Annotated in this window: 13 protein-coding genes; 4 read left to right on the forward strand and 9 right to left on the reverse strand. The window is 67.1% G+C overall.

All coding sequences use genetic code 11. From position 1 onward, the window contains the following. Nucleotides 1–25 precede the first annotated feature (25 nt). Entirely contained in the window at nt 26–1,138 is a 1,113-nt protein-coding gene (locus RM50_RS12895; RefSeq protein WP_043453251.1) for a branched-chain amino acid aminotransferase, read from the reverse strand. Nucleotides 1,139–1,241: 103 nt separating this feature from the next. Continuing rightward, nucleotides 1,242–2,294 (reverse strand): 3-isopropylmalate dehydrogenase, encoded by a 1,053-nt coding sequence (locus RM50_RS12900; RefSeq protein ID WP_043453254.1) that lies wholly within the window; start codon nt 2,292–2,294, stop codon nt 1,242–1,244. 151 nt (nt 2,295–2,445) lie between these two features. Here RM50_RS12900 and RM50_RS12905 point away from each other — a divergent pair, with 151 nt between their 5' ends. The 4 genes from RM50_RS12905 (at nt 2,446) to RM50_RS12920 (ending at nt 7,781) form a co-directional block, all read left to right on the forward strand. After that, on the forward strand, nt 2,446–3,639 hold the full coding sequence (locus tag RM50_RS12905) for a sensor histidine kinase (protein WP_043453257.1): 1,194 nt from the start codon (nt 2,446–2,448) through the stop codon (nt 3,637–3,639). 2 nt (nt 3,640–3,641) lie between these two features. Further along, nucleotides 3,642–4,370, forward strand: coding sequence for a response regulator (locus RM50_RS12910; RefSeq protein WP_205622264.1), 729 nt, complete (start codon nt 3,642–3,644; stop codon nt 4,368–4,370). Nucleotides 4,371–4,470: 100 nt separating this feature from the next. Then, complete coding sequence (locus RM50_RS12915; RefSeq protein WP_043453261.1) at nt 4,471–5,247, forward strand: ABC transporter ATP-binding protein; 777 nt, start codon at nt 4,471–4,473, stop codon at nt 5,245–5,247. 2 nt (nt 5,248–5,249) lie between these two features. Beyond that, a complete protein-coding gene (locus tag RM50_RS12920; RefSeq protein WP_043453263.1) occupies nt 5,250–7,781 on the forward strand; it encodes an ABC transporter permease in 2,532 nt (843 codons plus the stop codon). Nucleotides 7,782–7,889: 108 nt separating this feature from the next. Here RM50_RS12920 and metG read toward each other — a convergent pair whose 3' ends face one another. The 7 genes from metG to RM50_RS12955 all read right to left on the reverse strand — a co-directional run bounded on the left by metG (nt 7,890) and on the right by RM50_RS12955 (nt 18,497). Beyond that, a complete protein-coding gene (metG, locus tag RM50_RS12925) occupies nt 7,890–9,449 on the reverse strand; it encodes a methionine--tRNA ligase (RefSeq protein WP_043453265.1) in 1,560 nt (519 codons plus the stop codon). A gap of 34 nt (nt 9,450–9,483) precedes the next feature. Then, nucleotides 9,484–10,239 (reverse strand): ABC transporter ATP-binding protein, encoded by a 756-nt coding sequence (locus tag RM50_RS12930; protein ID WP_043453267.1) that lies wholly within the window; start codon nt 10,237–10,239, stop codon nt 9,484–9,486. Further along, entirely contained in the window at nt 10,236–13,034 is a 2,799-nt protein-coding gene (locus RM50_RS12935; protein WP_043453269.1) for an ABC transporter permease, read from the reverse strand. The genes RM50_RS12930 and RM50_RS12935 overlap by 4 nt, the downstream gene beginning before the upstream one ends. A 217-nt stretch (nt 13,035–13,251) precedes the next feature. Then, nucleotides 13,252–14,841 (reverse strand): phosphoglycerate dehydrogenase, encoded by a 1,590-nt coding sequence (gene serA, locus RM50_RS12940; protein ID WP_043453271.1) that lies wholly within the window; start codon nt 14,839–14,841, stop codon nt 13,252–13,254. Between the two features lie 125 nt (nt 14,842–14,966). Beyond that, nucleotides 14,967–15,992, reverse strand: a complete 1,026-nt coding sequence (gene ilvC / locus RM50_RS12945) for a ketol-acid reductoisomerase (RefSeq protein WP_043453274.1) — start codon at nt 15,990–15,992, stop codon at nt 14,967–14,969. Between the two features lie 82 nt (nt 15,993–16,074). After that, complete coding sequence (gene ilvN, locus RM50_RS12950) at nt 16,075–16,587, reverse strand: acetolactate synthase small subunit (RefSeq protein WP_043453275.1); 513 nt, start codon at nt 16,585–16,587, stop codon at nt 16,075–16,077. 2 nt (nt 16,588–16,589) lie between these two features. Continuing rightward, nucleotides 16,590–18,497, reverse strand: coding sequence for an acetolactate synthase large subunit (locus tag RM50_RS12955; protein WP_043453277.1), 1,908 nt, complete (start codon nt 18,495–18,497; stop codon nt 16,590–16,592). Between the last annotated feature and the right edge of the window lie 382 nt (nt 18,498–18,879).

Genomic DNA, 18,879 nt, shown 5'->3' on the forward strand with positions numbered 1-18,879 from the left:
GCCGTCGTACGTCCTGCGAGGAGGACTAGGCCAGGCGGGTCAGCCAGCCGTGGGTGTCCGGCTCTGCGCCGGTCTGGATGCCCAGGAGCTTTTCCCGGATGGCCATGGTGGTCTCCCCCGCTTTCGCGTCCTCGGAGCCGATGAACTCGGTGGCGTCCTTGAGGACGCCAATTGGGGTGATCACGGCTGCGGTGCCACAGGCGAAGACCTCGGTGATGTCGCCGGAGGCAACGCCGTCGCGCCACTCGTCCAGGGTGATCTTCCGCTCCGCGACCTCGCGGCCCATGTCCTTGGCCACCTGGATCACCGACATCCGGGTGACGCCTTCCAGGATGGTGCCGGTGAGGGCAGGCGTAACGAGGGAAGCGTCCTTCATCACGAAGAACACGTTCATGCCGCCCAGTTCTTCCACGGCGTCATCATTGAAGTGGTCAAGGAAGAGGACCTGCTTGCAGCCGTTGGCCTCCGCCTCCTGCTGCGCGATGAGCGAGGCCGCATAGTTGCCGCCGCACTTGGCGTCGCCGGTGCCGCCGCGGCCGGCGCGGGCGTACTGCCGCGAGATCCAGATGGAGACGGGCTTCAGCTCGCCGCCGAAGTAGTTGCCGGCGGGTGAGGCGATGACGCGGAAGGACACCTCGCGGGCGGCGCGCACGCCCAGGAAGGCCTCGGTGGCGATCATGAAGGGCCGCAGGTAGAGGGCCTCGCCGTCGCCGGAGGGCACCCATTCCTTGTCGACGGCCACCAGTTCACGGATGGCGCCGAGGAAGTACTCGGCCGGCAGTTCCGGCAGCGCCAGGCGGCGGGCGGACTTGTTCAGCCGCGCCGCGTTGGCCTCCGGCCGGAAGGTCCAGACGGAGCCGTCGGCGTGCCGGTAGGCCTTCAGCCCTTCGAAAATCTCCTGGCCGTAGTGGAAGACGGCGGCGGAGGGGTCCAGGACGATCGGACCGTACGGTTCGATCCGGGCATCGTGCCAGCCGCCGTTGCCGTCCGCGTCAACGCTGTAGTCGACGACGGCGGTGTGGTCGGTGAAGTAGTTGCCGAATCCCGGGTTTGCCAGGATGGCTGCACGCTCTTCGGCGGACTTCGGGTTGGCCGAAGGCTGCCGGGTGAATTCGACGCCATGGGCGGTCTGGGTCATGGTTCCTCCACGATCGGCCGCCCTTGGTTCAGCGCTGAACGGCGGGGCGGCATTTGGTGATTCGAGACAAGCTTACGCCCGATGCCGGAGGCCCCGGCGCGGGCTAGAGGCCGGCGGCGATGGCGTCGCCGATGGCGCTGGTGCCGCGTGCGGTGCCGTCGCGCTTTTCGACGTCGGCAACCACGGCGGCTTCGATCCTCCGGGCGGCTTCGGTGTAGCCCAGGTGGTCCAGCAGGAGGGCCGCGGAGAGGATGGCCGCGGTGGGGTCGGCCTTGCCCTGGCCGGCAATATCCGGCGCGGAGCCGTGGACCGGTTCGAACATGGACGGCGCGGTGCGGTCCATGTTGATGTTGCCGGAGGCCGCCAGGCCGATGCCGCCGGTGATGGCCGCGGCGAGGTCGGTGATGATATCGCCGAACAGGTTGTCTGTGACGATGACATCGAAGCGGGACGGGTCCGTCACCATGAAGATGGTGGCGGCGTCCACGTGCAGGTAGTCGTGGGTGACCTCGGGGAACTCCTGTGCCACGGCTTCGACGGTGCGCTTCCACAGGTGGCCGGCGAAGACCAGGACGTTGTGCTTGTGCACCAGGGTGACGTGCTTGCGCTCCCGGGCGCTGGCGCGGCGGAACGCGTCGCGGACAACGCGCTCCACGCCGTGCGCGGTGTTCAGCGAAACCTCGGTGGCAACCTCATGCGGGGTGCCGGAGCGCAGGGTGCCGCCGTTCCCGACGTAGGGGCCTTCGGTACCTTCGCGGACCACGATGAAGTCGATGGTGCCGGGGTTGGCGAGCGGGCTGCCGACGGTTCCGTACAGCCGGGAGGGGCGCAGGTTAACGTAGTGGTCCAGGCTGAAGCGGAGCTTGAGGAGCAGTTCACGCTCGATGATGCCGGACGGGATCCGGGTGTCACCGGGAGCGGCCCCGACTGCGCCGAAAAGGATGGCGTCGCGGGTCTTCAGGTCCGCCAGCACATGGTCCGGAAGGGTTTCGCCGGTGCGCAGCCAGTGCTCGGCACCTAGTTCGTAGTGCGTGGGCTTGAGCTCCACACCCTCCGCGGCCACAGCCTTTTCCAGAACTTTGAGGGCTTCGGCAATGACCTCGGGGCCGATGCCGTCGCCGGGAATAACTGCAAGATCGATGGAGGATGCGCTCATGTTTTCAGGGTAGCCAAGATATCCATATGGTGAGCAAGCCATCCCATATTTCGGACACTCGACACTCGGCCACGGTGGAGTCCGGCCGAGGTGCCCAGAGATCAGCCCCAGGCATGAGGCACGCGCCACCGTAACGGCATAGAGTTCCGGGGTGGAATTACGGCACAAGGCTTATCACTGGCTCCGGGTCAACACGTTCCGGGTGGACCTGGTTTTCATGCTGGCGCTCCTGCTCTTCTGCGGCCCGGTGTACCTCCTGGCGGACCGCCCCTGGCACTTCGTGCTGTCCAGCGCCCTGGTGGTGCCGCTGGCATGGCGACGCACCCGGCCGGTGCCCGCGGCCGCCGCCACCGTGCTGGCGTCACTGGCACTGTGGGCAACCGGGCTGGAGCCCCTGGCGGGATTGATGGCTGTTCCGCTGATCATCTACGCCGTTGCCGCCTACGGTCCTGCCTGGGCCAGCCGCCCGGTCCTGGGCCTGGGCCTGCTGGGCGGCGTGCTGCTAACCACCCGAAACGTCAGCAGCACCGCCGAGACGGGCGTGCTGGGCCTCACCATCAGTGCCGTGTACACCGTCCTCATCTGGATGCTGGTGCTGTTCAGCTGGACCCTCGGGGACTTGACACGTGTCCGCCGCCAGCAGCTGCAGACCCTCGCGGACCGTGCCCGCCGGCTTGAAATCGAACAGCAGCAGGAACGCTCCCTGGCCGCCGCCGATGAACGCGCGCACATTGCCCGTGAGATGCACGACATCGTGGCGCATTCCCTGTCCGTGATCATTACCCAGTCCGACGGTGCACGGTACGCCGCAGCGGCCAACCCGGCCGTGGCCACGGAAACGCTGGGCACGGTCGCCGCCACGGCACGGGCATCGCTGGCGGAAATGCGCCGGCTGCTGGGTGTACTGCGGCACGGCGATGAATCCAGTACCCGCCCCTTGCCCGGGCTTGCTGACCTCGATGACCTGTTCCAGGGGTTCCGCGCGGCCGGACTGCCGGTGGACGTCGAACAGCTGGGATACCCCCGGCGCACGCTGCCTCCGGGAGCTGAACTCACGGCATACCGGGTCCTCCAGGAATCCCTGACAAACGTCCTCAAGCATGCAGGCCCGCAAGCCCAGGCACGGGCGTCGGTCCGGTGGCAGCAGCGGGGGCTCCAGATCGACGTGCACGACGACGGCCGGGGCGCATCTGCCGATCGCGCGGCCAGCGGCGGGGAAACCTCCGGCAACGGGCTGCGCGGCATGCGGGAGCGCATCAACCTTTACGATGGATCCTTGGTGGCCCGCCCGGCCGCTGGCGGGGGCTTCCAGGTTTCGGCCTTCCTCCCCTACACAGAGGCTTGAGCATGGCAGTGGCAGTAGAACTTGGCGCAGCGTCGCCGATCCGGGTGGCGCTGGTCGATGACCAGCAACTGGTGCGCTCGGGATTGGGCATGCTGATCAATTCCCAGCCGGACCTCGACGTTGTGGTCGAGGCGGGCAACGGCCTCGAAGCACTCCATGCCCTCGGCGCGGCAGCCGCGGACGTTGTCCTGATGGATGTGCGCATGCCCGGAATGAATGGCATTGAGGCCACCCGCCAGCTCATGGAGCGCGCCGCGGCCGCTCCCGCCGGGTCCGCCTGGGCTGAACTTCGCGTCGTGGTGCTGACAACCTTCGATTTGGATGAGTACGCGCTGGCCGCCATCGAGGCCGGAGCCAGCGGCTTCCTCCTGAAGGATGCACCGCCGGAGGAACTGTTGGACGCCATCCGGACGGTGCACCGAGGGGACGCCGTCATCGCACCCTCCACCACCCGCCGGCTGCTGGACCACGTGGCACCTCTGCTGCGCGCGAAGGGCAACGAACGCCCCGAAGACTACGAGGCCGTGGAACGGCTCACGGCCCGCGAGCGTGAAGTGTTCATCCTCATGGCACAGGGGCGTTCCAATCCTGAGATCGCGGCCGCCCTGTTCGTCTCCGAAGCGACCGTCAAAACCCACGTAGGGCATATCCTGGCCAAACTTGGTGCGCGTGACCGGGTCCAGGCGGTGGTGATCGCCTACGAAACCGGGCTGGTCACCCCGGGAGGCTGATACTGGGCGCGATGGTGTCAGACCTGGGTATGAGGCCGGACCGCGCACGACCAGACTGAGGGCCGATTCCCCGGCGCGGCTCCGGCCATAGCGTGGAAACATGACAACATCCGCGGACCCCCATGCCGCTTTGACCAGCCATAACATCAACTCCGCTCCCGCCGTCCAGGCGCTGTCCCTCACCAAGACCTACGGCCGCGGCGCTACCCGCGTCAGCGCCCTGCGCGAGGTCAGCGTCAACTTCGAGGCAAGCCGCTTTACCGCGATCATGGGACCCTCCGGCTCAGGCAAGTCGACCCTGATGCACTGCCTCGCCGGCCTGGACACCGCCGACTCGGGACAGATCCTGGTGGGTGGGACGGACATCACGGCCCTGAACGACAAGCAGCTCACCACGCTCCGCCGCGACCGGATCGGATTTGTCTTCCAGGCCTTCAACCTCGTGCCCACCCTGACCGCTGAACAAAACATCACCCTGCCGCTGGCACTGGCAAACAAGGCCACCGATGCCGCCTGGTTCGACACTGTGGTTGGCACGCTTGGCCTCAAGGACAGGCTCCGGCACCGGCCGCACGAGCTCTCCGGCGGCCAACAACAGCGGGTGGCCGTAGCCCGGGCCCTGCTGACCCGGCCCGACGTCGTGTTCGGGGACGAACCTACCGGCAACCTTGATTCGACCGCAGGCGGCGAGGTCCTGGCACTGCTGCGCCGCAGCAGCCGGGAAATGGGCCAGACGATCATCATGGTCACCCACGATCCGGTGGCGGCCAGCTACGCCGACCGGGTGGTCCTGATGAGCGACGGCGGCCTGGTGGGCGAGATCGCCGAGCCCACCGCCGGGTCCGTCCTCGCTGCCCTCGGCAAGCTGGGGGGTTGATCGTGCTGCGCGTTGCCCTCTCGCAATTCCAGTCCCACAGCCGTCGGTTCATTGCAGTCGGCCTGGCGGTGATGCTGTCAGTGGCTTTCCTGTCCACAACCCTGATGGTGGGGGCGAGCACCCGCGCGTCGCTGGGCGCCAGCCTCGGGGAGGCCTACAGCAAGGCAGGCCTCATCGCCACCCCGGACACGGGGACCTTCAACGATGCCGCTTTGTCAGCGGTGCGTGCGGTGCCTGGCGTGACGGAGGCTTACGGCCGGCTGCAGGCCTATGCGGAGTTCACCGCCGGGGGCCAGGAGGTGTTTGCGCAGGCCCGGAACCTTGCGCCTGTGGCCCTGGAAGCCGCCGCCGTGACCGACGGCGCCCTTCCCGAACGTGCTGACGGCGTCGCCGTGGACGGGGCCACGGCCGCCCGCTACGGGCTGCGGGTCGGCGACTCGCTGCTCCTCAGGGCCCCGGACGGCGCGGTATCCGTGGCGATGACCGTCACAGGGATCCTGCGTGGCAGCAGCGACCCCTTCGCCTCGGCCCTCCCACAGGTCCTCGCCGGGACACCGGCCGTCAGCGCCCTGGCGGCGGCCACACCTGGCCGGGGCGCCGTGACCGGCGGTGCTGCCGGGTACGGGAGCATCCAGCTCGCCCTGGCTCCGGGCGCGGACCCCGCCGAAGCGTGCAGGAACGTGCTTGCAGCCCTTGCCGGCACCGGCGCCGACTCCCAGGTCAAGACCGCAGATGAGCAGGTTACCGCCCAGGTGGCAATGATGACCGGCGGCCAGGATGAACTGACAATTATTTTGCTGGCTTTCGCCGGGGTTGCCCTGCTGGTCTCCGGCCTGGTGGTGTCCAACACCTTCGCGGTTCTGGTGGCGCAGCGCACCAGGGAACTGGCACTGCTCAGGTGCCTGGGCGCCGGCCGCAGCCAGGTACGCACGTCAGTCCTTGCCGAAGCCCTGGTGGTGGGCGTGGTCTCCTCCGCGGCGGGCGTGCTTGCCGCGGTTGGCCTGATGGCTGCCCTGATCGGCTGGGCCGGGACGCAGCCGGACATGGCCTTTGCCACCATGGCCGTCCCGCCGTCGTCCATCATCGCGGGGCTGGCAGTGGGTACTCTGCTGACCCTGGGGGCCGCCCTGGTGCCCGCGAAGTCCGCCACGGCGGTGGCGCCGCTTGCTGCACTGCGTCCGGCTGACGATGCCGGAATCCGGAACCGGCGCGGCCGCGTGCGGCTGGTACTGGGCCTTGGCGGCCTCGCCCTCGGCATGCCGCTGCTGGCCTTCGGCGCCGCGGCCGTGATGCTGGTGGTCGCTTTTGCCGGCGGGGTGATGTCCTTCGTCGGAGTCCTGCTCTGCGCCACCCTGTTCGTGCCGCGGCTGGTGGGGCTGGCGGGACGGCTGGCCGCCCCTGCAGGCGTCCCCGGGAAGCTGGCAGCGCTCAACGCGGTCCGCAACCCTGCAAGGACCTCCGTCACTGCTGCCGCCCTGCTGATCGGCGTCACGCTGGTGTCCCTGATGATGACCGGGGCGGCCACGGCCCGCCAGGCGTTTGACGATGCCCTCGCCGGGACCTACCCCGTGGACATGGCTGTCACCGGGAATGCCTTGACCGCCGCTCAGCGTGACGCGGTGGCGAGGATCGACAGTGTTGCAGCTGCAGCCCTGCTGCCGGAAGCAGGCATTATGCACGCCGGGGACGTGGAGAGCCCCGTCTACGCCCTTGACGCGGCGGAGGCCGGCCGGCTGCTCCGCGACACTACGATCACGCTTGAGCCGGGCAGGATCTACCTGCCGGAGGGCTCCCCGGGCGGATCCGTTGAGGTCACCGGCGCTGCCGGACGGGCCACCTTGGAAGCAGTGGTGCTGCGGACGCGCAACATTCCAGCCCTCGTGTCCACCGACACCGCCAGCCGATTCGGCCTGCCGGGCGGCGGTGCCTCAACAGACAGCCCCGGCAGTGGGGTCACCGGACCGGCGGCAAGTTCCATCTGGCTGCGCCTCGCGGACGCTCCGGGCGACGGGCCACTGTCCGCGGATCGGATCAAGGACATCCAGTCCGCTGTTGCCGGGGCCGCAGGCGTATCCGCCGGATCTGTCAGCGGTGCGGCCATCGAACGGGTCACCTTTAATGAAGTCATCGACGTGTTGCTACTCGTGGTGACCGGCCTGCTGGGGGTTGCGGTGCTGATCGCACTGATCGGGGTGGCCAACACCCTGTCGCTGTCCGTGCTCGAACGGACCAGGGAGAACTCCTTGCTCAGGGCGCTTGGCCTTACCAAAGCCCAGTTGCGGGGAATGCTTGCCCTTGAGGCGGCCCTGGTGGCCGGCGTCGCAGCGCTGCTCGGCTCTGTCCTGGGAAGCCTCTACGGGTGGCTGGGCGCCAGGTCTGCCCTCGGCAGCCTGGCCGAGGTCACGCCTTCCGTCCCCTGGCTGCAACTGCTGGGCGTGCTGGCCGTTGCCGTCGTCGCCGGCCTGCTGGCGTCGGTCATTCCTGCCCGGCGGGCGGCACGGCTGTCACCCGTCCAGGGGCTCGCCACAGCATAGCGGCCGCGGCCGGCCCAAGCGCCAGGGGGCTGGCACTTGGGCTTGGAATGGGAAAGGGGCAGGTGCCGCGGAATCCGCGGCACCTGCCCCTTTCGGTGCGCCGGAAACTCAGGCTTCGGCCGGTTCCTCGAATTTGGGGAAGACGGGGGCGGGCGCCGGCAGCGGGGTGCCCGGGACGATCGGGGCGGCGATCGCCGCGAACAGCCGGGCATCGCCGTCCGCCTGGCCCAGGGCGTCAAGTAGTTTCGCGGCGGCGTCCGGCATGACGGGCTGGGCCAGGATGGCCACGATCCGCAGCACCTCGAGCGTCACGTACAGGACGGTGTTCATGCGTTCGACGTCGGTCTTCCGCAGCACCCAGGGAGCCTGCTCGGCGAAGTAGGCATTGGTGTGGTGCAGCACGGCCCAGATGGCCTCCAGGGCGCGGCTGAATTCCTGCTTGTCGAAGGCGGCCCGTGCCGCTTCCAGCAGTCCGTTGGCCTGGGCGAGGATGGCAGCGTCCGCAGCCGTGAACTCCCCCGGAGCGGGCACGGCTGCACCGCAGTTCTTGGCCACCATGGACAGGGACCGCTGGGCGAGGTTGCCGAAGTTGTTGGCCAGGTCGGCGTTCATCCGGCCCACGATGGCCTCATGGTTGTAACTGCCGTCGGCGCCGAACGGCACCTCGCGCAGGAAGAAGTACCGCACCTGGTCCAGGCCGTACCTGGCCACGAAGTCCGCCGGGGCCACCACGTTGCCCAGGGACTTGGACATCTTGACCCCGTTGTTGTGCAGGAATCCGTGGATCATGACCCGCTTGGGCAACTCCAGCCCGGCGCTCATCAGGAAGGCCGGCCAGTAGATGGCGTGGAAGCGGGAGATGTCCTTGCCGATGATGTGGACGTCGGCCGGCCAGTACTTCCGGAACTTCTCCGACTCCGTATCCGGGTAGCCAACGCCGGTGAGGTAGTTGGTCAGCGCGTCCACCCAGACGTACATGACATGCTTGTCGTTCCCGGGGACCGGCACTCCCCAGTCGAAGGTGGTCCGGCTGATGGACAGGTCCTCCAGACCGCGCTTGACGAAGCTGATGACCTCGTTGAACCGGTACTGCGGGGCGCCGAACTCGGGGTGGGACCCGTACAGGGCCAGGAGTTTGTCCTGGTAGGCGGACAGCCGGAAGAAGTAGCTCTCCTCCGCCGTCCAGGTGACCTCGGTGTCCGTCTCTTTCGAGTAGCGCACGCCGTCGTCCTTCACCACCGTTTCATCCTCGGCGTAGAACGCCTCGTCCCGGACGGAGTACCAGCCCTCGTACTTGTCCAGGTAGATGTCGCCGTTGGCTTCCATCTTCTTCCAGATGGCCTGGGACGCCGCGTAGTGGTCCTCGTCCGTGGTGCGGATGAAGCGGTCGTAGCTGATGCCCAGGGCGGCATGCGCCGCCTTGTAAACCTCAGCGTTCCGGTTCACCAGCTCCTTGGGCGTGATGCCTTCCTTTTCGGCGGTCTGGGCAATCTTCATGCCGTGCTCGTCCGTGCCGGTCAGGAACATCACGTCATAGCCGTCCAGGCGCTTGAACCGCGCCATGGCATCGGTGGCTATGTACTCGTAGGCGTGGCCGATGTGCGGCACCCCGTTGGGATAGGTGATGGCCGTGGTGATGTAGAACGGCGTTTTCTCTGAAGCTGTCACGGTCGGACGGTTACCTTCGGTACGGAGGGGTGGGCTAGATCAGTTCTGTCAGGGTATCGCTGAGCCGGACCAGTTCGTGGTCGTGCGAGGCCACCAGCACGGCAATGCCGTCATTGGTGGTGTCCTTCAGGATGCTGATGATGCGGTTGGCGGAGGCGCGGTCCAGGGATGCGGTGGGCTCATCCACCACCAGGACCCTGGTGCCAAGGATCAGGGCGCGGGCAATGGCCACCCGCTGCCGTTCACCGCCGGACAGCTGGGCCGGGCGGTGCCGCATGCGCCGGCCCAGTCCCACCAGGTCCAGCAGGTCCTTGGCCATGTCGCGCCTCTGGTCCACTTCGCCGTCGGGGACGGCGGGCAGGAGCACGTTTTCCAGGGCGCTCATGCCGTCGATCAGGGCACCGCCCTGATCGACGTAGCCGATGAGGGCACGACGGCGGTCGGCGATTTCGTCGTCGCCCATGCTTTCGAGGGAATCGCCTTCCCAGAAGACCCGGCCCGACGTCGGCAGGGTAAGTCCCGCGCCGACGGTGAGGATGCTGGTCTTGCCGGAGCCGCTGCGGCCGGCGACGCAGTGCATCTCGCCCGCGTGCAGCGTCAGGTCGAAGCCTTCGACGACGCTGACGGCCTCGGCCCCGCCCTTGCCGCCGCCGTAGCGGATGGTGATGTCGCGCATCTCCAGCGGGGTGGCGTGGTCCGCGGACTTGACGATGGTGTTCGCACGGGTCTGCAGGGGGACCTCGTTGGAGCCGCTCCTGCGGCTGCGCTGGACGTTCGTCGGGTTTGTCATTGGACTACTTTCGTTGCAATCGGTATCCAGCAAATTACAGCCAGCAGGCCGGCCACCGCAGCCCAGATGGCTGCGTAGGGCGCCAGCAGCAGGCCGATGCCCAGGGCGCCCAGCACGCCCAGGGGCAGGGCCACTGTTCCCACCAGCGCGTTTTCGAACAACCGGACCTGGCGGAGCATGTCCGGGTTCCAGCCCATGGCCTGGAGGATTCCCAGGTACTGGCGCTTGGCGTTGAGCTCGAAGCGGCCCGTCACGAGGGTCAGCACAAGTCCCACGGCCACGCCCGCAAGCGCCAACAGGATGCTGGGCAGGGTGACGCTGGCAGCGGCCAGGCCGCTGAGGGCGCTGGCTCCAGCTGCCCGCGGGATGTCGATCAGCAGGGCGATGAGGCCGCCCACGGCCGCGCCGAAGACGCCGACGGCGACGGCCAGGGCAAGGGTGTTGAACTTGTTCGTGGACAGCTGCCGGTTGGCGAAGGTCAGCGGGGAGTCAACCGGGATGAGCCGCTCGTCATGCTGCGGCTCCTGGTCGATCTCGTCGCGGTGGCGCAGCTGCTGGGCCGCAAACAGTGCGGCGCCGCAGTACAGGACCAGGACGGCCGCGCACACCAGCGCGGTGGCCAGGCTCCAGCTCAACAGGCTCAACAGGATGCCGGCTGCGGCAAGGAGCACTGCCCCCACGCCGAATTCCTCCAGCACCCAGCTGCGGATCCGCCGCTGCGTCCATCCCATGGCCCGCAGGGTGCCCGCTTCGCTGCGGCGCTTCCGGATGTAGCTCACGGTGGACGCGCCGGTCAGCAGGGCCGCTCCGCACAGCGTCAGGAAGAGCAGGGTGATGTTGGTTCCGGAAAGCGCCCCCGTGACAGCTTCGGCGGCGTTCTGCCGGACCCAGGACTGCTTCACGGTTCCGAGCGCGGACTCCTTGCCGGCTCCGTCCTTCGAGTAGCCGGGGACGAAGATACTGGTGTCCTCGCGGGCCGACCCGGCCACCACGGTGGCGTCCAGGCCCATGTCGCGGATCTCGGCGGCAAGCTTCTCAACCTCCGGCTGGGCGTCCTTCCAGCTGCCCGGCGCCTTGGCGCGGACGCGGACGGCATCGATGACGGCGGCGTTCTGCTTGTAGCCGCGGGCAGCTGCCAGGCCGTAGTAGTCGGTGATGGCGCCGGCGGACTGGCTGGCCAGCCCCGTGGCGCTCAGCGAAGGCTTCAGCTCTGCCTGCGGCACGTCCTTGCCGGCGGCATCCTTGACCAGGGAGAACGGCGTGGGGTCGTACCCGCCCAGCGGGAGCTTGTTAACGTCGCCTGATGCTGCTTCCACGGCTGCCGGGTCGAAGGTGCCGTACACCATGGGAAGCGGTGTTGCTGCCTGCTGCTGGCCGGTGGAGAGGTTGTCCCGGTAGGACCGTTCGTCCACCGGGTCGCGCTGGGTCTGGTCAACGGGCGCGCCGTTGGCTGCCTTGTCCGGCAGGCGGTTGACGGTGACCCATTCGCCCGGCACGGCGGCCTTGTCCACGGCGCCGTTGGCCGCGGTGTCACCGTCCGTGTACTTGGGGGCACCGGCGAAGTCGGTGCTCCACTTGGCCGGCGTGTACAGGCCGGGGTTGAAGTTGCCGTTGTTGCCCAGCAGGGACGAGTGGTCGGTGGAGCCCGGCCAGGACAGCACGAACGGGTCCTTGGAGACGAACGGCAGGTAATCCTTGCCCAGGGACTTCGACACGGTGCCGACGTCCTTGACCACCTTGCCGGCGTCGTCGATTTCCTCGATCTTGACGTTGTACTTCAGGTCCAGGGACGTGCCCGAACGCACGATCAGCGGAACAGCCTGGGAGCCGCTGGTCAGCTGGCCCGTGCGCTTGGCCTGCTGGTACTGGGTCATCAGGGGGGCCCAGTACTTGAGCTTGACGCCCAGGAAGTCCGGTCCCTCCTTGAGCTGGTCCATGCTGATGCCGTTGGTGAACAGCCCTTCCAGGTAGCGGCCCACGGCGCCTGCGTCCCGGGCGTCTGCGGGCGGCGCCTTCTCCAGCGGGGCCAGGAAGTCGCCGGCGGAGCCCAGCAGGGCGCGTTCGGCGGCCGGGTCCACGGCCACGACGGATTCGGTGACCTCGGGTGCCAGCGGCAGGGCCACGGAGAGGTTGAAGAGGTTGTGTTCGGATCCTCCGGCGGGGGCGGGGAACTTGATGCCGGTCTCCCCTGCCGGGGCGGCGATGCGGATGCTGCTGCCGCCCTGGGCCTTCTCCTCCACGAGGCGGGCCTTGCCGAGGGTTCCTTCGGCGGTGGTCTTGAAGAGCGTCTGTTCGGAGTTGCCGTCGGAGCTGACCGCGCTGGCGGTCAGGCGGTACTTCTTGGCAGCATCGGTCAGCACCGATTCAGCGGCGGGCCACTTGTCCGGCGCGGTGGCGCCGGCCGCCTGGTCCGCCGTGGCGGTGCCCGCGAGTCCGGCGTTGTAGCCGAGGTAGTCCATGGCGTCGAGCCGGGGTGTTTCCAGGTTCTGGGTCACCCGGGACACGAGGCTGATGGGGGCGGCCACCGAGGTGCCGGACAGCTTCCGGATGGAATCGAGCTGGTCGAAGCCTATGCCGCCGGCACCGTTGGCGATCTCCGGCTGAAGGAGGGCGCCGGCGGGGGCCTTGGCCTGGACCAGGATGTCGTAGAGCCCCCTCGAATTTTCATCAACCGTCCGGTTGAGCGCAGCCTGTGACTGGCTTTGGACGAGGACCGACAAGCACATGGCTGCGATCAAGATGGCCGCGGTCAACAGCAGCACCCTGCTTCTGATGAACCTCTGGACGGCGTTCATGGAACTCCCTGAAACCTGGATTGCGTGCGCACACTTCCATCCGCCCGGGCAGACGTGGAGCATGGCGGACGGATGTGCAAAAGGTATTGGCCGGCCTGCCGGCTACGGTCCTGAATCAGGACCAAGCCATTGTAAGCAGACCGGCCAATCATACGTGGCTCCGCGTGGAGGCACCCCAGCGGAGATGCGGTTACGGCGTTTCGGCCGGTGTGTCGCGTTAGTCTTCCAGGTCCACTTCCCGGACCATCTCGGCGCCAATACCGGCCTTGATGGCGTCCAGCACCTGCTGGGGAACGGAGCTGTCGATCGTCAGCAGGGCAAGGACCTGGCCGCCCTCGTTGGAGCGGGCCACCTGCATGCCGGCGATGTTGATGTTGTTCATGCCGAGGATGTGGCCAATGGTTCCGATGACGCCGGGCCGGTCGGTGTAGGCCACCACCACCAGGTGCTCGCTGATGGGGATTTCCACCTCGAAGCCGTTGATGCCCACCAGCTTCTCGATCTGCTTGGGGCCGGTCAGGGTGCCGGCCACGGAGATCTGGCTGCCGTCGCTGAGGGCGCCGCGCAGGGTCAGGACGTTGCGGTAGGACTCGGTCTCCGGGGTGGTGATCAGGCGGACGTTGATGCCGCGCTGTTCGGCGATGACGGGGGCGTTGACGTAGGACACCTGCTCGGTGACGACGTCGGCGAAAATCCCCTTCAGCGCGGCCAGTTCCAGCACCTTGACATCGAGGGAGGAGATTTCGCCTGCCACTTCGACGTCGAACTGAGTCAGGGATGCGTGGGTCAGCGCCGTGAAGATGCGGCCCAGCTTCTCGATCAGCGGGATGCCCGGGCGGACGTCGGGGGCGATGACGCCGCCGGCGACGTTGACGGCGTCCGGCACCAGTTCGCCGGCGAGGGCCAGCCGGACGGATTTGGCCACGGAGACGCCGGCCTTTTCCTGGGCTTCATCCGTTGAGGCGCCCAGGTGCGGGGTGACCACGACGTTGTCGAGCTTGAAGAACGGCAGGTCGGTGCTGGGCTCCTTGGCGAAGACGTCGACGCCGGCGCCGGCGATCTCGCCGTCCTGCAGTGCGGTGAAGAGGGCTTCCTCGTCGACGAGGCCGCCGCGGGCGACGTTGACGACGTAGGCGGTGTTCTTCATCTTCCTGAAGGCGTCCGCGCCCAGCATGCCGACGGTTTCCGGCGTCTTGGGCATGTGGATGGTGATGAAGTCGGACTGGGCCAGGAGTTCGTCCAGGGTGACCAGCTGCACGCCGAGCTGCGCGGCGCGGGCGGAGGTGATGTAGGGGTCGTAGGCGAGGATCTTGGTGTCGAAGCCCTTGAGCCGGGCTGCCACCAGGGCACCGATGCGGCCCAGGCCGATGATGCCGATCTTCTTTTCGAACAGTTCGATGCCCGTGTACTTGGAGCGCTTCCACTCGCCGTCCTTCAGGGCGGCGCTGGCCTGCGGGATGTGGCGGGCGAGGCTGAGGATGTGGCCTACGGTGAGTTCTGCCGCGGAGACGATGTTGGACGTGGGGGCGTTGACCACCATTACGCCGGCCTGGGTGGCGGCCTTGATGTCCACGTTGTCTAGCCCAACGCCGGCGCGGGCGATGACCTTCAGGTTCTTGGCCGCAGCGATGGCCTCGGCATCAACCTGGGTGGCGGAGCGGACCAGGATGGCGTCCACGTCACTGATTGCCGAGAGCAGCTGGGAACGGTCGGCGCCGTCGGTCTGGCGGATCTCAAAGTCCGGGCCGAGGGCCTCGACGGTGGCGGGGGAAAGTTCTTCGGCGAGCAGTACTACGGGTTTTGACACGGCTGATCCTCTGCGTTGCAGTCCTGGGGATGGAAACAAGTCTAGGCCGACGGAAAGGCCGGGCTCACATTGTTAAGTGTGAACCCGGCCTCACCGTTGCCATCTAGGGGGTTGTCCCGGCCGCCTTAGCGGGCTGCGGAGCCTTCCACGTAGTCAGCGTCCTGCTGCTGCCAGGAGAAGAGGGCGCGCAGTTCACGGCCGACTTCCTCGATGGGGTGCTGCTCAGCCTTGGCGCGGAGCTCCTTGAACTCCACGCCGCCGTTGTCCTGGTCCTCGATGAAGCGCTTGGCGAAGGCACCGGACTGAATGTCGGCCAGGACGGCCTTCATGTTTTCCTTCACCTCGGGCGTGATGACGCGCGGGCCGGAGACGTAGTCGCCGTATTCAGCGGTGTCGGAAACGCTCCAGCGCTGCTTGGCGATGCCGCCTTCCCACATGAGGTCAACGATGAGCTTGAGCTCGTGCAGGACCTCGAAGTAGGCGATCTGCGGCTGGTAGCCGGCCTCGGTGAGGGTTTCGAAGCCGTACTGGATCAGCTGGGAAACGCCGCCGCAGAGGACCGCCTGCTCGCCGAAGAGGTCCGTTTCGGTCTCTTCGGTGAAGGTGGTCTTGATGACGCCGGCGCGGGTGCCGCCGATGGCCTTGGCGTAGGACTTTGCCAGGTCCCAGGCCTTGCCTGATGCGTCCTGTTCGACGGCGATGATGTCGGGGATGCCGCGGCCTGCTTCGAATTCGCGGCGGACGGTGTGGCCCGGAGCCTTGGGGGCGACCAGGATGACGTCGACGCCTTCCGGAGCCTGGATGTAGCCGAAGCGGATGTTGAAGCCGTGGGCGAAGGCCAGGGCCTTGCCGGCGGTCAGCTTGTCCTTGATGGAGTCGTTGTAAATGGCGCGCTGGTGCTGGTCCGGCGCGAGGATCATGATGACGTCGGCCCATTCGGCGGCGTCGGCGACGTTCTTGACTGTGAAGCCGGCGTCCTGTGCCTTGGCGGTGGACTTGGAGCCATCCTTCAGGGCGATGACGACCTCGACGCCGGAATCGCGCAGGTTGAGCGCGTGGGCGTGGCCCTGGGATCCGTAGCCAACAATGGCAACTTTGCGGCCCTGGATGATCGACAGGTCGGCGTCGTCGTCGTAGAACATTTCAGTCACTTGCGTAACTCCTCTTGAGTGGTTGTAGATAGTGGTCTTGCGGTGCTGCGGTTACGGGCGCGGTCCCGCCGTGGCTGGACGCCTAGGCGGAACGGAGCGCCCGGTCACTCATGGAGCGGGATCCCCGTCCAACGGCCAGGGTGCCGGACTGCACAATTTCGCGGATGCCGAAGGGCTCCAGCACTGAGAGCAGTGCCGTGAGCTTTTCGGGATGGCCGGTGGCCTCAATGACGACGGAGTCGGTGGACACGTCCACCACTGAGGCGCGGAACAGGTCTGCGGCCTGGGTTACCTGCAGGCGTGTTGCGGCATCCGCACGTACCTTGACCAGGATGTGGTCGCGCTGTACGGAAGATTCTGGGGTGAGCTCAACGATCTTGATAACGTTGACCAGCTTGTTGAGCTGCTTGGTGACCTGTTCGATGAGGTCGCCGTCGGCGTCGACCACCACGGTCATGCGGGAAACGCCCGGCACTTCGGTGGGGCCAACGGCCAGGGAGTTGATGTTGAAGGCGCGGCGGGCGAAGAGGCTGGCCACGCGGGTCAGGACGCCGGGCTTGTCCTCAACCAGGACAGAAAGTGTGTGGCGGCTCATGCTCAGTCTTCCTCTTCCCATTCCGGGGTCATGTTGCGGGCAACCTGGATCTGGTCGTTGCTCACGCCGGCGGGCACCATTGGCCACACCATGGAGTTGGGGCTCACCACGAAGTCGATGACCACGGGGCGGTCGTTGATTTCGAGGGCCTTCTGGATGGTGGCGTCGATGTCCTCTTCGCGTTCAACACGGAACGAGGCGCAGCCGTAGGCCTCGCCCAGCTTGACGAAGTCCGGGATGCGGACGGTGTCGTGGCCGGTGTTGAGGTCGGTGTTCGAGTAGCGGCCCTCGTAGAAGAGGGTCTGCCACTGCCGCACCATGCCCAGCGAGGAGTTGTTGATGACAGCCACCTTGATGGGAATGTTGTTGATGGCGCAGGTGGCCAGTTCCTGGTTGGTCATCTGGAAGCAGCCGTCGCCGTCGATGGCCCAGACCACGCGGTCCGGCTCCCCCACCTTGGCGCCCATGGCCGCCGGGACGGCGTAGCCCATGGTGCCGGCGCCGCCGGAGTTCAGCCAGGCGTGCGGGCGCTCGTACTTGATGAACTGGGCAGCCCACATCTGGTGCTGGCCCACGCCGGCCACGTAGACGCCTTCGGGTCCGGTCAGTTCACCGATGCGCTTGATGACCTTCTGCGGGGCGATCAGGCCGTCGTCGGGTTCGGTCCAGCCCAGCGGGTAGGTTTCCTTGAGGTTGTTCAGGAAGGCCCACCAGGTGGTCAGGTCCGGGGTGCCGGACGCCTCGAACTGGCTGCGCACTGCCTCGGTCAGTTCCGGGATGATTTCCTTTACGGAACCGACGATGGGCACGTCCGCGGTGCGGTTCTTGGAGATTTCCGCGGGATCGATGTCGGCGTGGATCACCTTGGCGTTGGGCGCGAAGGTCTTCAGGACGCCGGTGACGCGGTCATCGAAGCGGGCACCGAGCGTGATCAGGAGGTCTGACTGCTGCAGGGCGGTCACGGCGGAAACGCTGCCGTGCATGCCGGGCATGCCGACGTGCTGTGGGTGCGAGTCCGGGAAGGCGCCCTTGGCCATCAGGGTGGTCACGACAGGTGCGCCGGTCGCTTCGGCGAGGGCACGCAGTTCGGCGGAAGCATGCGCCTTGACCACACCGCCGCCAACGTAAAGGACGGGCCTGGTGGAGGCCGCAATCAGCTTGGCCGCCTCCCGCACCTGCTTGTTGTGGCCCCGGGTGACGGGACGGTAGCCGGGCAGGTCGATCTTCGGCGGCCAGGAAAACGTCATCTGGCCCACCTGGGCGTCTTTCGCGACGTCCACCAGCACCGGGCCGGGGCGGCCGGTGGAGGCCAGGTGGAAGGCTTCAGCCATGACATGCGGAATGTCGTTGGGGTCGGTCACCAGGAAGGAGTGCTTGGTGATGGGCATGGTGATGCCCACGATGTCCGCTTCCTGGAAGGCATCGGTGCCGATGACCCCGCTGGAGACCTGGCCGGTGATGGCCACCAGGGGCACGGAGTCCATGTGGGCATCCATGATGGCGGTGACGAGGTTGGTGGCGCCGGGGCCGGAGGTGGCGATACAGACGCCCACCCGCCCCGTGACCATGGCGTAGCCTTGCGCGGCGTGGCCGGCTCCCTGTTCGTGACGGACCAGCACGTGGTTCATGGTGGAGGCCATCAAGGGGTCGTAGGTGGGCAGGATCGCGCCACCGGGCAAACCGAAAATGTCGTCGACGCCGAGTTCTTCGAGCGAGCGGACGATTGCTTGCGAGCCGGTCATCACCGTCGGGGGTACGACGTTGTTCGGCCCAAGGACAGGAGAGACGGCAGCAAGGTCGGCGACGACGGCGGCATGGTCAGCCGTCCGGTCGGCGCGTTCCGGAGCCTTGGCGGCTCCAGCGGACTTGGTGGCCATCAGCGAGGGGCTGATGGGCGATCCTTTGCTCATCGGACTCTTCCTTGTGGATCTTCTGTTGGTTGTTGAACTGGTTAAAGCGGAGGAAATAAAAAAACCCCTCAGCCTGGTGGCTCTGTGAGGGGTTCGCGCGTGACGGTTCGTTACCAGTGGAGGCTAATGTGCCACGCGCTTGGTAAGGACGACGACGGTGCCGGCGGTAACGAAAGTCATGCGTTCAGTTTTCCCTCTTGGCAAGACGGGTGTCAACGAGCGACCACCCAATCTCACCATGTGGACAGAGGAGTCCACGTTGTGATCCCTGGACGGGATCCACCCCTCCAGCCTTACTCTAGCCGACCGCAAAAGGCGGGTTGGCTCAATACGTGGGATCCAGAGCGCCCCAGCCGATGCGGCGGCCCCGCCGCATCGGTTG

Origin of the sequence: Pseudarthrobacter phenanthrenivorans, assembly GCF_000813845.1 — a bacterium.
GTDB lineage: Bacteria > Actinomycetota > Actinomycetes > Actinomycetales > Micrococcaceae > Arthrobacter > Arthrobacter phenanthrenivorans_B.

What these genes read in the sequence shown, in the direction of transcription:
- RM50_RS12895 (WP_043453251.1), bottom strand. Translation starts at nt 1,138, where the DNA reads ATGACCCAGACCGCCCATGGCGTCGAATTCACCCGGCAGCCTTCGGCC.
- RM50_RS12915 (WP_043453261.1), top strand. Translation starts at nt 4,471, where the DNA reads ATGACAACATCCGCGGACCCCCATGCCGCTTTGACCAGCCATAACATC.
- RM50_RS12910 (WP_205622264.1), top strand. Translation starts at nt 3,642, where the DNA reads ATGGCAGTGGCAGTAGAACTTGGCGCAGCGTCGCCGATCCGGGTGGCG.
- ilvN (WP_043453275.1), bottom strand. Translation starts at nt 16,587, where the DNA reads ATGAGCCGCCACACACTTTCTGTCCTGGTTGAGGACAAGCCCGGCGTC.
- RM50_RS12935 (WP_043453269.1), bottom strand. Translation starts at nt 13,034, where the DNA reads ATGAACGCCGTCCAGAGGTTCATCAGAAGCAGGGTGCTGCTGTTGACC.
- RM50_RS12955 (WP_043453277.1), bottom strand. Translation starts at nt 18,497, where the DNA reads ATGAGCAAAGGATCGCCCATCAGCCCCTCGCTGATGGCCACCAAGTCC.
- RM50_RS12930 (WP_043453267.1), bottom strand. Translation starts at nt 10,239, where the DNA reads ATGACAAACCCGACGAACGTCCAGCGCAGCCGCAGGAGCGGCTCCAAC.
- RM50_RS12900 (WP_043453254.1), bottom strand. Translation starts at nt 2,294, where the DNA reads ATGAGCGCATCCTCCATCGATCTTGCAGTTATTCCCGGCGACGGCATC.